This is a genomic window from Cohaesibacter gelatinilyticus, from assembly GCF_900215605.1.
GTDB lineage: Bacteria > Pseudomonadota > Alphaproteobacteria > Rhizobiales > Cohaesibacteraceae > Cohaesibacter > Cohaesibacter gelatinilyticus.
This window is the reverse complement of sequence record NZ_OBEL01000006.1, coordinates 1-16,189: the sequence shown is the minus strand read 5'-3', so window position 1 is coordinate 16,189 and position 16,189 is coordinate 1. Positions and strand designations below refer to the sequence as shown.

The 16,189-nt window shown below is 50.6% G+C and carries 11 protein-coding genes and 1 tRNA gene; 6 read left to right on the top strand and 6 right to left on the bottom strand.

Features of this window, described 5'->3' with window-relative positions; genetic code table 11:
- Positions 1–75 precede the first annotated feature (75 nt).
- Together carB and CRO57_RS19565 are read right to left on the bottom strand one after the other, a co-directional pair.
- Entirely contained in the window at positions 76–3,390 is a 3,315-nt protein-coding gene (gene carB, locus CRO57_RS19570) for a carbamoyl-phosphate synthase large subunit (RefSeq protein WP_097155209.1), read from the bottom strand.
- Between the two features lie 203 nt (positions 3,391–3,593).
- Entirely contained in the window at positions 3,594–4,514 is a 921-nt protein-coding gene (locus CRO57_RS19565; protein WP_097155208.1) for a LytTR family DNA-binding domain-containing protein, read from the bottom strand.
- Between the two features lie 139 nt (positions 4,515–4,653).
- Between CRO57_RS19565 and CRO57_RS19560 the strand changes: the two genes are divergently transcribed.
- Positions 4,654–5,037 carry a DUF2306 domain-containing protein gene (locus tag CRO57_RS19560; RefSeq protein WP_097155207.1) on the top strand — a complete coding sequence of 128 codons (384 nt, stop codon included), beginning with the start codon at positions 4,654–4,656 and terminating at the stop codon, positions 5,035–5,037.
- A gap of 9 nt (positions 5,038–5,046) precedes the next feature.
- Here the strand turns inward: CRO57_RS19560 and CRO57_RS19555 are convergent, their stop codons facing one another.
- Together CRO57_RS19555 and CRO57_RS19550 are read right to left on the bottom strand one after the other, a co-directional pair.
- On the bottom strand, positions 5,047–5,925 hold the full coding sequence (locus CRO57_RS19555; protein ID WP_097155206.1) for a lysophospholipid acyltransferase family protein: 879 nt from the start codon (positions 5,923–5,925) through the stop codon (positions 5,047–5,049).
- A 200-nt stretch (positions 5,926–6,125) separates the two neighbouring features.
- Positions 6,126–6,365: a helix-turn-helix domain-containing protein gene (locus tag CRO57_RS19550; RefSeq protein ID WP_097155205.1), complete on the bottom strand. Its 240-nt coding sequence runs from the start codon at positions 6,363–6,365 to the stop codon at positions 6,126–6,128.
- Positions 6,366–6,940: 575 nt separating this feature from the next.
- On the opposite strand from CRO57_RS19550, the gene ypfJ reads away from it, so the two are divergent.
- Positions 6,941–7,867 carry a KPN_02809 family neutral zinc metallopeptidase gene (ypfJ, locus tag CRO57_RS19545; protein WP_097155204.1) on the top strand — a complete coding sequence of 309 codons (927 nt, stop codon included), beginning with the start codon at positions 6,941–6,943 and terminating at the stop codon, positions 7,865–7,867.
- 81 nt (positions 7,868–7,948) lie between these two features.
- Here ypfJ and carA read toward each other — a convergent pair whose 3' ends face one another.
- On the bottom strand, positions 7,949–9,160 hold the full coding sequence (gene carA, locus CRO57_RS19540; protein ID WP_097155203.1) for a glutamine-hydrolyzing carbamoyl-phosphate synthase small subunit: 1,212 nt from the start codon (positions 9,158–9,160) through the stop codon (positions 7,949–7,951).
- Between the two features lie 630 nt (positions 9,161–9,790).
- On the opposite strand from carA, the gene CRO57_RS19535 reads away from it, so the two are divergent.
- The 3 genes from CRO57_RS19535 to rpoD all read left to right on the top strand — a co-directional run bounded on the left by CRO57_RS19535 (position 9,791) and on the right by rpoD (position 14,838).
- Entirely contained in the window at positions 9,791–10,240 is a 450-nt protein-coding gene (locus tag CRO57_RS19535) for a GatB/YqeY domain-containing protein (protein WP_097155202.1), read from the top strand.
- Between the two features lie 138 nt (positions 10,241–10,378).
- Positions 10,379–12,379, top strand: coding sequence for a DNA primase (dnaG, locus tag CRO57_RS19530; protein ID WP_097155201.1), 2,001 nt, complete (start codon positions 10,379–10,381; stop codon positions 12,377–12,379).
- 422 nt (positions 12,380–12,801) lie between these two features.
- On the top strand, positions 12,802–14,838 hold the full coding sequence (gene rpoD / locus CRO57_RS19525; RefSeq protein ID WP_097155200.1) for an RNA polymerase sigma factor RpoD: 2,037 nt from the start codon (positions 12,802–12,804) through the stop codon (positions 14,836–14,838).
- A 285-nt stretch (positions 14,839–15,123) separates the two neighbouring features.
- Here the strand turns inward: rpoD and CRO57_RS19520 are convergent, their stop codons facing one another.
- The gene (locus CRO57_RS19520; protein WP_170956179.1) at positions 15,124–15,837 is read right to left on the bottom strand and encodes an SIMPL domain-containing protein; all 714 of its coding nucleotides are present in this window, start codon (positions 15,835–15,837) and stop codon (positions 15,124–15,126) included.
- 225 nt (positions 15,838–16,062) lie between these two features.
- Between CRO57_RS19520 and CRO57_RS19515 the strand changes: the two genes are divergently transcribed.
- A tRNA-Ile gene (locus CRO57_RS19515) sits at positions 16,063–16,139 on the top strand.
- Positions 16,140–16,189 lie beyond the last annotated feature (50 nt).

Sequence of the window (16,189 nt, the reverse complement as noted above, 5' to 3'; positions counted from 1 at the left end):
CCCTATAAAAAGTTTAGCGTTCCGGAGAAGGAATCTCCGAAACGCAATCGAATTGGACCGCAATTTTGGCCAAGCTTATTTGGAAGAGAAATAGTCTTGAAGTGGTTGGACTTCAATATTCCCCTTGCTATAGGCCTCAATGCCCTGCGCTGCGGCTTCCGCTCCAGCGACAGTTGTGTAATAGGGCACTTTATTCAAAAGTGCAGCGCGGCGCAAATCACGGCTGTCCGAGAGGGCTTTTGCCCCCTTGGTGGTGTTGAAAACCAATTGCACTTCACCGTTTTTGATTGCATCGACGATGTGTGGACGGCCCTCCAGCATCTTGTTGATTTTCTCGCACTCGATACCATTCTCAGTCAGATAACGCTGCGTTCCGCCCGTAGCAATAATGCGGAAACCGGCATTTTTAAGGCGGCGGACTGCGGAGAGAACCCGAGGCTTGTCGTCTTCCTTGACGGATACGAAAGCTGTGCCATCAGTCGGAACCTTGACGCCAGCGCCGAGCTGGGATTTGGCAAAGGCAATTGCGAAATCCTTGTCCAGTCCCATGACCTCACCGGTTGAGCGCATTTCTGGCCCAAGTAGAGTATCGACGCCCTGGAAACGAGCGAAGGGGAAGACTGCTTCCTTGACTGCGATGTGATCTGTCTTTGCCTGATTGATCTCGAAACCGGAGAGCTTTTCGCCGGTCATGACACGAGATGCAATCTTGGCAATCGGAGAGCCAACGGTTTTAGCCACGAATGGAACTGTACGAGATGCACGAGGGTTCACTTCGATGACGTAGATTTCGCCATCTTTTACCGCATATTGCACATTCATCAGGCCGCCGACATTGAGGGCCAGAGCCATTTCACGGGTCTGACGGGCCAATTCTTCCTGAATTTCATCAGACAGGGAATATGGCGGCAGGGAACAGGCAGAGTCACCGGAGTGAATGCCAGCTTCTTCGATATGCTGCATGATACCGCAGACAACCACTTCATCACCGTCGCACAGACAGTCAACATCCACCTCGATAGCTCCAGACAGGTAGCTATCGAACAGCAGAGCGTTCTGTGCCAGTACAGCGTTGATCTGACCGGTCTTGTCGTTTGGATATTTCAGGCGGATATCTGGTGGTACCAACTCGGCCAGTGTCATCTGAATATATTTCTCGAACGCTTCTGGAGTGCGGACGATTTCCATGGCGCGGCCACCCAACACATAAGATGGGCGCACAACAACCGGGAAACCGATCTGCTCGGCTACGATGCGTGCCTGCTCAATGGAGTAAGCGATGCCGTTGTTCGGCTGTTTCAGATCCAGTTTGTAGAGCAGTTTCTGGAAGCGATCACGGTCTTCTGCCAGATCGATAGCGTCTGGAGAGGTGCCGAGGATCGGAATGTTGGCATTTTGAAGAGCCTGAGCCAGTTTCAGCGGGGTTTGGCCGCCGAATTGCACGATCACACCTTCCAAAGCGCCATTTGTCTGCTCTTTTTGCAGGATCTCGATGACATCTTCGGCTGTCAGAGGCTCGAAATAGAGACGATCAGAGGTGTCATAATCAGTGGAAACCGTTTCCGGGTTACAGTTGATCATGATGGTCTCATAACCAGCATCAGCCATGGCGAAGCAGGCGTGACAGCAGCAATAATCGAACTCGATGCCCTGACCGATGCGGTTTGGACCACCGCCAAGGATGGCAACTTTCTTGCGATCGGAGACTTGAGCTTCGCAAACCAGTTCGCCGTTGAATGGCATCTCGTAGGTGGAATACATATAAGCGGTCGGAGATGCAAACTCTGCTGCACAAGTATCAATGCGCTTATAGACAGGGCGAACATCCAGTTCCTGACGCTTGCGTACGACATCCATGGTCTTGATGCCTGCCAGCTCGGCAAGACGATCATCAGAGAAGCCCATGCTTTTCAGCTTGCGCAGATTGTCAGCGTCTTGTGGCAGGCCATGAGCGCGAACGCGCTCTTCCATGTCAACGATGCCCTGGATTTGTTCCAGGAACCATGGATCAAACTTGCAGCTGTCGAAGATCTGCTCATGGCTGACACCAAGGCGCAGAGCTTGAGCAGCTTTCAACAAACGATCCGGTGTGGCTTTGGCAAGAGCAGCGCGAATGGCGTTCTTGTCATCGCCCTGACCAAGGCCTTCGATTTCAACCTCATTCATACCGGTCAGACCGGTTTCCAGACCACGGAGGGCCTTCTGCAGTGATTCCTGGAAGGTACGGCCGATGGCCATCACTTCACCTACGGACTTCATTGCAGTGGTGAGGACAGGCTCGGCGCCCGGGAATTTCTCGAAGGCGAAACGAGGGATCTTGGTGACCACATAGTCGATGCTTGGCTCAAAAGATGCCGGGGTTGCACCACCGGTGATGTCGTTTGCCAGCTCGTCCAGTGTGTAACCAACCGCCAGTTTGGCTGCGACCTTGGCAATCGGGAAGCCGGTAGCCTTGGATGCCAGAGCAGAAGAGCGGGATACGCGTGGGTTCATCTCGATAACGATCAGACGGCCATTGGCCGGATTGACAGAGAACTGAACATTGGAGCCGCCGGTTTCGACACCGATCTCGCGCAGGACTGCCAAGGAGGCATCGCGCATGATCTGATATTCTTTGTCGGTCAGGGTCAGAGCTGGGGCAACGGTGATGGAGTCACCGGTATGCACGCCCATGGGATCGAGGTTCTCGATGGAGCAGATGATGATGCAGTTGTCGTTGCGATCCCGCACGACTTCCATCTCATATTCTTTCCAGCCGATGATGCTCTCTTCTACCAATACTTCGGTAGTTGGAGAGGCATCGAGGCCGCGCTCGATGATTTCCAGATATTCTTCGCGGTTGTAAGCTACGCCGCCACCGGTGCCGCCCATGGTAAAGGATGGGCGAATGATGGCTGGCAGGCCGACGACATCCAGAGCTTCCAGAGCTTCCGGGATATTATGCGCCAGACGGGAGACTGGTGTGTCGAGACCGATCTTGTCCATTGCCTTACGGAACAATTCGCGATCTTCCGCCTTGTCGATGGCTTCAGCCGTTGCTCCGATCATCTCAACATTGAATTTGTCGAGGGTGCCCATCTTCTTGAGAGATAGGGCACAGTTCAGCGCGGTCTGGCCACCCATGGTTGGCAGCAGCGCATCCGGACGCTCTTTCTCGATGATTTTGGCGACAATTTCCGGGGTGATCGGCTCGATATAGGTCGCGTCCGCCATGTCCGGGTCGGTCATGATGGTAGCCGGATTGGAATTGACAAGGACAACTCGGTATCCTTCTTCCTTCAGGGCCTTACAGGCCTGAGTGCCGGAATAGTCAAATTCGCAGGCCTGACCAATAATAATTGGTCCGGCGCCGATGATCAGGATGGATTGGATATCAGTACGCTTAGGCATCGTTTATCGCGCTCACGTCTAGGCACCGCGCTCCTTCTTCAAGGAGGCCTGCTGGTTTACAGGGCGGGTGTGCAGATGAGATTTGGATCGCTATACCGAAATATTGTCGGTAACGCCATAGGTTTTACGAATTTTTTTGCCGCCAAACCCCATCTTTTCACTCTGGAAATGATGGATTGGTACAATTACGTGCCTATCGTTGCCTATTTGCGGCTGTTTGACCAGCTCCGTTGACTTGGCACCTGACGGTAGGTTCGGCTGATTGGCAGGCAGGTTTCGTCGTTCAAGTGGACAAAAAGCCGTCCTTCACGAGTCTCGATCCTTTCCACAGCGGCATCTGCTACCCAGTGCGAACGATGGATGCGCGCACCTGCATAATCTTCCAACTCTTTCACTGCATCTCCAAGGCGCATGAGAATCAACTCTTTGCCCTTGGTGGTTTTAACTTCCAGATAATGGTCCTGGCTTGAGAGCCAGAGCAGATCTCTTCCCAAATGCTTCGGCAAGCGATCAAAGAAGGGGCTGGAGATGCTCTTTGGTTGCTCTGTATCCGTTGTGCTGACCAGTGCCTCATCAAGTCCTGGTTGATCTGCTGATGACTGGCGGTGATGCCACAAGGTGTAGAGCACAGAAATTAAAATGGTCAGCGGAGCGATATGGCTCAGGAGCGACAGGAAATCAGGAAGGCTGTTGATGGCTTGCGGATTGGTTGAATAAGGCAGGGTCAACCGGTTGGCCATGACCACGATGAAAGCCAACGGGGTCGCACTCATGCAGCCAGCCAGAAATGCCCCTGTTACTTCCATGCGTTTGGTTAGCGGTTGCATCTTCTTTTTCAGAAATTGCTCAATCCCGATGGCAAGGGATGCGGTTAGAAGCCAGGCTGCGAGATTGATCAATCCCCAATAGAAAATGCGGATCACAAGTGGAAACAGGTCATAGGTACTGAACGGCCCGGTCCAGATGAGAAGTGCTGATGTTAGTGCATATCCAATTGCCAATCTGGTCAAGCTGCCTTTTGCGGAAGAGCGCTTGCCACTCGTATTTCCATTGTCATTGGTATCTTGCTGTTCACGATGCGTGAAAGGTGCTGAGGCCTGATTTGGGGGAGTAGGCACGGTCATTGGCGGATTTGCTGGCTCATTCGCGAAGATGGATTTGAATCAGATCACCATTATGAGCATCGCTTGTCCCACGTAAAGAAATTTGACGACCCTTTGCCAAGAAATAGAGCGAAAGCGTCAATGGGGATATAGGAAATTGATGGTTGGTTTGCACTTGTATTCAGCACTTGGAGCTTTGCTGCTTGGTGGTTTGCTATTCTGGATTCCAAAAGGAACGTTCGCGCATCGGTTGATGGGGCGTATTTGGATGATGTTGATGCTGGTCACAGCTCTATCAGCATTCGGATTATCGAGCGGTATGATGCTGGGGATGTATTTTTCGCCTTTACATGGATTGGCCATCTATACCCTTTTCATGCTGTGGAATGCCTATCGCTATGTTCGCGCCGGGCATATCGGTGCGCATAGAAAAGCTGTTTTGGGCCTCTATTGGGGTGCGTTGGTCATTCCCGGAACCATTGCAGTGCTCTGGCCTGGACGTTTTCTCAATCAACTGGTGATGGGTTGGATTGAATTGATGTGATACCTGAATCTAAGTCTTGTGATGCTTTTCAAACTCAAATCCAAGAGCTTGCGTATCAAGAGGATCGGGAGAGAGGGAATAGGTGGCTTCTCTCAAGTAAGTCATCAATGCTTTTGGGTCTGATGCCAATGGATCGAGAATGTCTCTTCCAATTGGATTACCGATGGCGATTCTGACCTTGGTATCGAGACGTTTTTTGAATTCTTTCAAAAGCAGACCCATTCTCAGTGTGTAATGCAGGTGGCTGGCGATCTGAAACAGCCTTGATGTGTGACCATCAAAGAAGAGAGGCACGACCATTGCGTTGGATTTTGTAATCATTCGGGCTGTGAATGTGCGCCAGGTAGGATCCATTGGAAAGGTGAAGGGACCTACACTGGTGCTGACTGTCCCACCGGGAAAGATGCCAATGGCACCATCATTGGCCAGATAATCAAGAGCTGTCTTGCGGACTTCGATATTCTGTCGAACGGCTTCCTTGGTTTCATCAAAACGAATAGGTAGAATGATTTTGTTCAGATCTTCCGCCTTTCGGAAAACCTGATGGGCCAATATTCTGAAATCTCCGCGTTGCTGGGAGAGAATATGCCCCATCATCAACCCGTCGAGAATACCATAAGGATGATTGGCTATTAGAACAAGCGGCCCACTTTCGGGGATCATATTCAGAGAACCTGAGATAAGTTCCAAGGACAGGCCATAGCGTTCTGCAATGACCGACCAAAAATTCCTGCCTTTGGCCACATCTTGTTCATAGCCTTGTGCGCGTCTGATCAATTGCAACCGGCCGGTGGAATTTTCCAGAAGGCGGATCATGGCACGGCCGGATTTGGACTTGGCAGAACGGGAATAGCTTATGTCACGGGCGATATGCCGATGGGAGAGCATGGTAAACTCGATCCTGGTCTTCTGATTATTCCGGAGAAATACATGTCCGGTTTGCTTGACCGTGAATCCTGCATCTTGCTTGTGACAAATGTATGAAGATGAATTGGAGTGTTGTTGGTTGCGTCAATCACAACCTGAGAGCGGAAATGCATATATTGTTTCCGCTTATGTTTTGTGGCTTGGAAATGTACGTTTTCGGGTCAGTCAGATAGATTTTTGAGATCCAGTTTTTGGGGGCTTTTGCCGTCATAGTCACTGATGCCAATGGAAATGGCATAACATGCAAGACGAACTGATTTGGGAATCGTGACTGTTTTTCCGTCTCTGGCGCCCTTTTCATAATACTGAATCATACGCTTTTTCAGCCCCAGAAGGTCAGCTGCATCTTTTTGCTTCAATCCTAAAGATCTGCGCCATGCACGGAACTGGGTTGCAGGCATATGATCTTCTTGATGTTTTTCTTCTGATTTGGACACGATACTAAGCCACCGCGCAAAAAGTGCGCCTTATTGGTTGACAAAAATGCACAAAGTGCACATATTGAAAGCATAAGTGCACTCTGTGCAGCTTATTCACCTCTATTTAAAGCCTAGAGGACTGTTATGGTCAATGGGCGTTTTGGTGTAATTTGCACACAATCGGTGCCATGGTGAACAGGGAAGCATGATCCCACTCTTGATGAAGGAGAAAGGCAATGTTGGCCAATCTAGTAGCAAGTCGGGAAGCCCTTGGTGTCCGTCGTCGTTGTGACGTTCATGAAGTTGCGAGTTTCCGCTGCGTTGTAGCGCGTTTCTTCCGGTCATGGTTCTAAACTGACCGATCGGAGTACGAACTGAGTGTCGTCGAATGAGACTGACATATCGGAATGAAGTAAGGCCCGCCAAGTGCGGGCCTTCTTTTGTTTGCAAGCTGCTTTGCTTTCATGAGAACTTGTGGGTATTCTTGATACAAATTGGGAAAGGTATGCCGAGCATACTACAGCTGCGACTTTTAAGATGAATATATAGGGGCTCATATGCGTTGGCGTGGGCGTCGCGAAAGTGACAATGTAGAAGATAAACGTGGGCAAAGCGGCCGGACTATGTCTCGCGGTGGGTTTCGCTTGCCGATTGGACGGGGGCGTGGGACAGGAAAGCCGAGCCTGACCTTTCTGATCATCGGTGGGGTGGTTCTATGGCTGATGGGCGTCAATCCCATGGAGATCCTTTCCATCATGATGGGGGGCGGTGGCAGTATTACCCAGCAACAGACACAAGTTCCGCGTCAGACTCAGGCACCATCTGGTGGGCGTAGTGGAGCTTCCGATGAATTGTCCTCTTTTGTCAAAGTGGTGCTGGCGGAGACCGAAGATGTCTGGGGCGCGATCTTCAAACAAGCCGGGCAACGTTATCCCGAACCAAGGCTGGTTTTGTTTTCCAATCAGGTACAGTCTGCTTGTGGGTTTGCTTCATCTGCAACCGGGCCTTTTTATTGCCCCGGTGACAAGAAGGTTTATATCGATCTCGGCTTCTATCGTGAACTGAAAACCCGCTTTGAAGCGCCCGGAGATTTCGCGCAAGCCTATGTGATTGCTCATGAAGTCGGGCATCATGTGCAAAATATCACCGGTGTTCTGCCTGAATTCAATCGCAAGCGTCGCTCAATGAGCAAGCTGGAAGCGAACCAAATGTCGATCCGAGTTGAATTGCAAGCTGATTGCTTTGCCGGGGTCTGGGCGCATTATACAGGTCAGAAGGGTTTGCTTGAGGCGGGAGATCTGGATGAAGCCTTGAATGCCGCTACTCAGATTGGTGATGATGCCCTGCAGCGTCGTACTCAAGGCTATGTTGTGCCGGAAAGCTTCAATCATGGGACATCTGCTCAACGCAAGAAATGGTTTGCTGTTGGATATGACAGCGGAAAGGCGGGGCGTTGTGATACCTTTTCTGTGACCAACCCATAATTGCTGTTTTGAAGTGGATATAAGAAAACCCCGGTAGCGATGCTGCCGGGGTTTTTATTTGTTTCATCGAATCTGTCTGGCTTATTCAGCCTCCAGCTCCATGCCTTTTCTTTCACGCATCAGGTTGGTGAAGCGGGTAAAGAGGTAGTGGCTGTCCTGCGGACCAGGGGAAGCTTCTGGATGGTACTGAACTGAGAAGACCGGCTTGCCACTGACACGCAGACCACAGTTGGTCTGATCAAACAGGGAAATGTGGGTCTGTTCCACGCCTTCTGGCAGGCTGTCACCGTCGACCGCAAAGCCATGGTTCATGGAGGTGATTTCCACCTTGCCGGTTGTCTCGTCCTTCACCGGATGATTGGCACCATGATGGCCCTGATGCATCTTCTTGGTGTCAGCACCCAGTGCCAAAGCCAGCATTTGGTGACCAAGGCAGATACCGAAGAGCGGAATGTCAGCTTTCAGTATAGCTTGAATGGCTTTGACGGAATATTCGCCGGTAGCCGCTGGGTCGCCTGGGCCATTGGATAGAAAAACACCATCTGGATTGTAAGACAGGATTTCTTCACCAGTCGCGGACGCGGGCAATACGGTCAATTTGCAACCCTGATCAGCCAGCAGGCGAAGGATGTTACGCTTGATGCCGTAGTCAATGGCTACCACATGGAAATCAGGATCAGACAAATCACCATAGCCTTCATCCCAAACCCAAGGTGTTTCTGTCCAACCAAACTGATTTTTGGTGGTTACGTCTTTGGCCAGATCTGCACCAACCAGACCATTCCATCCAGCAGCTTCTGCTTTCAACGCATCTAAGTCGAAATTTCCGTCCGGTGCGTGAGCGATCACGGCATTGGAGAGGCCTTTTTCACGAATCAACGCGGTTAGCGCCCGGGTGTCGATATCGGCAATGCCGATGATGCCGCGTTGTTTTAACCAACCATCCAAATGGCGGGTTGCGCGATAATTGGAAGGCTCGGTTATATCGGTCTTGATCACTGCTCCGCGTACGCCAGATGGTGCGGACATGTCTACGGTTTCGGAATCTTCGTCGTTGGTTCCGATATTGCCGATATGAGGGAATGTGAAAGTAACAATCTGCCCTGCATAAGATGGGTCGGTCAGGATTTCCTGATAACCGGTAATGGCGGTGTTGAAGCAAACCTCGGCTACGGCAGAGCCTGTGGTACCGATGCCTTGGCCTTCAATCACTGTGCCGTCAGCCAGAACAAGCAGAGCGGTTGGTTTGATTTCCTGCCACGGGGCGGGAGTGGTTGGTGCTGTTTGAGCCATGTCTTTTGCGTCCTGCGAGCTGTTGGATCCGGATGCCGTCTTGAATAGGGTGCAGGCAAAGGTTGGTCGGGCAAGCCCGGCTGTATTTTGCCTTGTTTATTCAAGATGGGAGACGCGCAGGGTCAGGGCACACTCATTTTGTCTATTCTGCGATGGCAGATTTGCGAAACGACAAGAAGAAAAATCGCTTAAATGTGGTTCATCCGCAAGATTTTTCGACATAGTCGCTGTGCAAATCTGCCTCGCCCTTCGGGTTTACCCTGAAACATCCATCCATCGTATCAATGACTGCAATAAGGGAACCACCCTTATTTTGTCCTTGATCCTTCTAGCTGAACCTTTCAAGGCAAACAGAATTGTACGAAATGGGTGTATCCTGACCCTCTTCTCAAGCGTGATGAATTAGGCCAATTGTGGGCAAAGGTCAATCATCGGAAGGCGATGGAATGTTGTTTTGCAGCTATTTTCAGCAAATTTCATGAGGCATTTGGGCTTTTGAACTCTATATAATGGCAGTAGGGGCGGTTTTGATGCTTTTTACGGGATGTTGCGTAAACTGTGTTGCTGGCTTGCAAGCTGCCTTTAGTCGATGTATTTAGCTCAGACTGATTGTTGAACAGGATGGTTCCCATGCGCGAGCGGATTACAGAAGGTCTGAAAGAGGCTATCAAGGCTCAAGACAAGCGTCGGATGGCGACTTTGCGACTGGTGAGCGCTGCGATCAAGGATCGTGACGTGGAAGCGCGCGGGAATGGCAAGGAGCGCGTCGGTGACGACGAATTGCTGCAGATACTGGCAAAAATGGTCAAGCAACGTGATGAATCCATTCGCATTTATGAAGAAGCTGGTCGTCTGGAGCTTGCCGAGCAAGAACGCACCGAGATGTCAATCATCAAGGAATTCCTGCCTCTGCAGATGAGCGAAGAAGACGTACTGGAAGCCTGTAAGGTTGCAGTCGACGAGACTGGTGCCTCCGGACTGCGTGATATGGGCAAGGTTATGGGCGTGCTTAAAGAGCGTTTCCCCGGTCAGATGGATTTTGGTAAGGCCAGTGCGGTTGTCAAGAAACTGCTGATGTAGGCATTATCCCGGGCTTTTTCTGTTTTTTGAAAGTGACTGGCGTGCTCATGTTTTGTGAGTGCGCAAGAGTTGCTTTTTACGTTTGTTCCAAGGATGATTGGTCTCAAGCCCGTTTGAGGCCAAAAGTGAGTGATTTGGATGAAAATTCCGCCAAGTTTGCTGGATGATATTCGAGATCGTATCTCGGTGTCCGATGTTGTGGGGCGCAAGGTCAAACTGCGCCGCCATGGGCGGGAATATATGGGGCTGTCTCCCTTCAATAAGGAAAAGACGCCCAGCTTCACCGTGAATGACCAGAAGCAATTCTATCATTGCTTCTCCTCTGGCAAACATGGTGATGTTTTCAAATTTCTGATGGAAACAGAAGGGCTGTCTTTTCCTGAAGCCGTGGAGCGGCTCGCTGGGGAAGCAGGGATTGCCTTGCCATCTCCTGATCCACAGGCCCAACGTCGGGAACAGGAAAAGGCTTCGCTCTATGACGTCATGGAGATGGCGACCAAATATTTCCAGCTGCAGTTCTCATCTGATCTGGGTCTGGAGGCGCGACGCTATGCCAATGGGCGTGGTTTGACTGCCGAGACGCTTTCGACCTTTCGGTTTGGCTTTGCTGTCAACAGCCGAGATCATTTGAAAAGCTATCTGCTACAGCGCGGAGTGAGTGAAGCGGATATGTTGGCCACCGGTCTGGTTATCAAACCTGATGATGGGCGTCCGACCTATGATCGATTTCGGAATCGGTTGATGATCCCGATTGAAGATGAACGGGGCCGTGTGGTGGCATTCGGTGGTCGTATTCTGGACCCGGATGGGAAGCCGAAATATCTCAATTCGCCAGAGACCAAGCTCTTTCATAAAGGTTATATGCTGTTCAATGCCAAACGGGCCCGGCAGGCAGCTTATGAGGCGAAAGCTGCGATTGTCACCGAAGGGTATATGGACGTGATTGCCCTGCATCAGGCAGGTATTCCTTATGCTGTGGCATCTCTTGGTACAGCTTTTACAGAGCATCAGATCGCCCAACTTTGGAAATTGGCCCCGGAACCTTATATCTGTTTTGATGGTGACCGGGCGGGCCGTGCTGCGGCCAATCGTGCGATAGAGCGTATTCTGCCGCAGTTAAAGGCTGGTTTTTCTTTCCAGTTTGCTTTTATGCCAGAAGGGCAAGACCCGGATGACGTGGTCAAGCAAGGCGGTTCCAATGCTTTTCATGAATTGTTGGCAAAAGCGTTGCCGCTTTCAGATGTTGTGTGGCAGCGGGAACTAAACGCAGGACCGACAGATACCCCTGAGCGCAAGGCCGCGTTGGAGAAGCGCATCGAAGATTTGCTACGCAGCATTCAGGATGAGCGGGTCGCACGACAATATCAGATGAGTTTCAAATCAGCTCTTTCCAATCATTTCTGGCTGCAATCGCGCCAGCAGAGAGAGCAGAAATTTACCGGTGGTGGCGCAAGAGCGGGTAGAGGTGCTGGCGCCAATGCTGCCCTGGCTGCATCCAGCAATGTGTCACGCGTTCCGGAAGCAGGACAATTTACGGAATTTGAGGAAAATATTCTCGGACTTTGTGTGCATATGCCTTCCTTGTTCGAGGACTATGCCGAGCAGATATTGTCTCTTTCTTTTCATAAGCCGGGGCTGGAGCCTTTCAAACAGGTTTTGGCCCACCTCATTCTCGATGAAGAGGTTGAGCATTATTCAGATATCTATGCCAAGGCTCCAGGTGAGCTGGAGCCCTTGCTGCAGGACCTGCATGGGAAAGGTTCACAGGATGAGGATGGGAAACGGACCAGTCCATTTGGCTGGCGTTTGGCCAGTCGGTCAAAGGTTCCGCAATTGGCCTATTCCCCCGGACGGATATTTCTGGAACGGCTTATGAGTTACTGGTTGTCGGTTTTGGAAGTTCGTGATGTTCAGGCGGATCTGGAGCAGGAAACGGCTCTTGCCTTGTCTGATTGTGATGCAAGCGATGCTGCTTTCGAACGTATTCAGGCGCTGACACAGGAAGTGCATCGTCGTCGGGAGGAGAATGCCCGAGAAGATCAGGAATTGACTGATGAATATGCGAAGATGAAGAGTGCTGGCGTTCAGGCGACTCTTTCTGATTGCCTGGCAGAGCTGGCCGAGAAAAGTGCAGATTGAACCTGATCAATACACTGATTGGCGCTAAATCCTTGAAAATGATTCGAAAAATGCAAGAATCGGGCAGATTTTCTTGGATTAGGGGTTGCCGAATCGAATCACTGCGCTAAATATCAGAGTTCGGCAGACCCAAGCGCCAATTTGTCAATATGGCGAGAAATGATTGATTGCTGCCTCAAACTTGCATTGGATCAAGAAACCGGAGATTTGTTGATTTCTGGCCGTGTTTCCTTTTGTGGATAGCATTTGCCTTTCAGGCCGATGGTCTGGGGACGAATTTGCACGGTTAAGAGGCGTTTAATATCCCGTTTGGTAAAACTGGTCTGATAATCCTGACAAAGCCATGTGATTTCAGAGATGAGAAGTCATATGGAAAACCCTTCAGTGGACGAATGCGAGCTAGAGCATTCGTGGAGACAGGAATGGTTACGAAGGCAACACAGAGCGACGATAATAGCAAAACAAGCGAAGGTGGTGATGCGCCCTTGCTTGATATGACAGCTTCTGCTGTCAAGCAGATGATCAAGACCGCCAAGAAACGCGGCTATGTGACCTATGATGAACTGAATGAAGTTCTGCCTTCCGATGAAGTGTCTTCCGAGCAGATCGAAGATACCATGTCCATGTTGTCTGACATGGGTATCAATGTGATTGAAGCGGAAGAAGCAGAAGATGGCGAGAATGCTGCCGCCAGCGCGACTACGGCCGTTGCACAGGTAAAAGGCTCCACCGCTGTTGCCAAAACATCGGGAGGTAAAGAACCTACCGATCGCACCGACGACCCTGTGCGCATGTATTTGCGTGAAATGGGATCGGTTGAGCTTCTGTCTCGCGAGGGCGAGATTGCGATTGCCAAGCGTATCGAAGCTGGGCGCGAGGCCATGATTGCCGGGCTGTGTGAAAGCCCGTTGACCTTTCAGGCTATCATCATCTGGCGCGATGAATTGGTCGAAGGCAATATCCTGCTACGTGATATCATCGATCTCGAAGCCACTTATGCCGGACCAGGCAATGAAGAGGATGAAGACGAGGATGAAGATGGTGATGCTGGAGAAGCGGGCGCTGTAGAAGCGGCTTCGACAACACCGGCAGCAGCAGATGCGGGCCCTGCCAAGACCAATGATGAAAAGGCAGAGGGTGAAGAAGGTTCTTCCGAAGAAGATGACGAAGATGATGATGACTTGGACAACAACATGTCTCTTGCTGCCATGGAGGGTGAGTTAAAGCCCAAAGTGTTGGCCATCTTCGATCAGATTGCTGAAGACTATAAAAAACTTCGCCGTTTGCAGGATCAGCTGGTTGAGAACCGCATGATCAGCAAAGGCCTTTCTCCTTCTCAGGAGAAACGCCATGACAAGCTGAAAGAAGACATCATCGTTGAGGTGAAAAGTTTGTCTTTGAACCAGAACCGTATCGATGCTCTGGTTTCCCAGCTTTATGACATCAACAAACAGTTGGTTGGTCGTGAGGGCCGTTTGCTACGTCTGGCTGAAGCTTATGGTGTCAACCGTTCCGACTTCGTCAAGAATTATCAGGGCCATGAGCTGGATACCGTTTGGAATGAGCGTGTGTCACAACTTCCTGGTCGTGGCTGGAAAGACTTCATCGCGCATGAAGCGGATCGCATTGATGAGCTTCGTGAAGATATTCAGATGTTGGCAACAGAGACCGGTCTGGAAATTGGTGAATTCCGCCGTATCGTTTCCTCCGTGCAGAAAGGCGAGCGTGAAGCTCGTCAGGCCAAGAAGGAAATGGTGGAAGCCAATCTGCGTCTGGTTATTTCCATTGCCAAGAAATATACCAACCGTGGTCTGCAATTCCTGGATCTGATTCAGGAAGGCAATATCGGTCTGATGAAGGCCGTAGACAAGTTTGAATATCGCCGTGGTTACAAATTCTCGACTTATGCCACCTGGTGGATCCGTCAGGCTATTACCCGCTCCATTGCGGACCAGGCACGGACCATTCGTATTCCGGTGCATATGATCGAGACGATCAACAAGATCGTTCGTACATCGCGTCAGATGCTTCATGAAATCGGTCGTGAGCCGACACCGGAAGAGCTATCTGAAAAGCTGCAGATGCCGCTTGAGAAGGTTCGCAAGGTTCTCAAAATTGCCAAGGAACCTATCTCCCTCGAAACTCCAATCGGGGATGAGGAAGATTCGCATCTGGGTGATTTCATCGAAGACAAGAATGCCATTCTGCCTATCGATGCTGCCATTCAGGCGAACCTGCGTGAGACCACGACCCGCGTTCTGGCGTCTCTGACGCCACGTGAGGAACGTGTTCTTCGTATGCGTTTCGGTATCGGCATGAATACCGACCACACTCTGGAAGAAGTTGGTCAGCAATTCTCGGTGACCCGTGAGCGTATTCGTCAGATTGAGGCAAAGGCGCTTCGTAAACTCAAGCATCCAAGCCGCTCTCGCAAACTGCGCAGCTTCCTTGATAGCTAGAATCAGGTCTTGCAAATATTGAATCATAAAGGCCGGACAAGTTGTTGTCCGGCCTTTGTTTTTTGCTTTCACTTAAAGTTCTGAATCTGATTCAATCTTTCCTCTCACGGCTATTCCTGATCTAAGGGATCAGGGCCTGCGAGCGCGCGCATTCTTTGTGCGAGTTCTGGTCCAAAAAGTCTGCAACTTTTCGGGAAAGCGCAGTACGCTCGCCTATCAGCCGTCACAAAAGCTTTGCTTTTGTGGATCTTAGTATCAAGGTGAAGCATGATGGTTGCGAGATGATCAGTTATCCAGTTCCCAAGTTGTATTCACATTGATGGATAGAGACAGGGAACCTTCGGCGACTGGCACGGGAGCGTCCATGGCCATTTCCATGCGAGCGGCTTTCATCATCATCGGACGCGGGGCATTATAACCACCGCTCTCGGAGAGTGATTTCAGACGTTTGATTTTTACGCCCAATTCGGTCGCATAGAGATTGGCTTTTGCCTTGGCGTCTGCGAGTGCTGCTTTGCGGGCTTCTTCCAGTTTGGATTTCTTGTTGGAAACATCGAAGCGCAATCCGGACATGTTGTTAGCTCCGGCTTCAACCAGAGCAGTCAGGACTGTGCCGATTTTGGCAAGGTCACGGATCTTGACCGTCAGTTGATTGTTGACATTATAGCCGACAATCATGGGCGGTTTGTTTTCGCCCTTGCGTGGATAACGCATCTCCGGGTGGATATTGAAGTTGCTGGTTTGCATATCCTTCTTGTCGATGCCCGCTTCTTCCAATGTGCTGAAGAGCGCTGCCATCTTGGAATTGTTATCTGCCAGAGCCTGTTTTGTGGTTTTGGAGCGAGAGTGGACACCTGCGGAAATTATGGCGAGATCCGGGGTCATCTCGACCATGCCAGTGCCATTGATGGAAATGGTGCCGGCCTGCTGTTCGGCTGCCAATGATGGACTGACCATGAGAGGAATAATTGCGGCCAAGGTGATCAGATATTTTTTCATCAAGCTCTCCTGAATAGGCACCCGTCTGTCTTCAAGCTCTGCATTATGGAAGGAAACAGAGCTGTTTTTTATGAGAGCAACGTGAGGGCGCATTGTGGCTGTAATACGACCTTGATAACCGGGTTGTTGCTATTCATGTGTCAATCCACTGATAGCTTCAAACTTGTCCTGTCAGGGGCTTGCTTGCCGAGACAAATCGGTATAGACAAAATGACTGAATTGGATGGGCCTGTAGCTCAACTGGTTAGAGCCGACCGCTCATAACGGTCTGGTTGGGGGTTCAAGTCCCTCCGGGCCTACCATTCTTTTCAATAACTTAGCTAGAAAAATGCGGATGGCTTGCGGGTTCAAT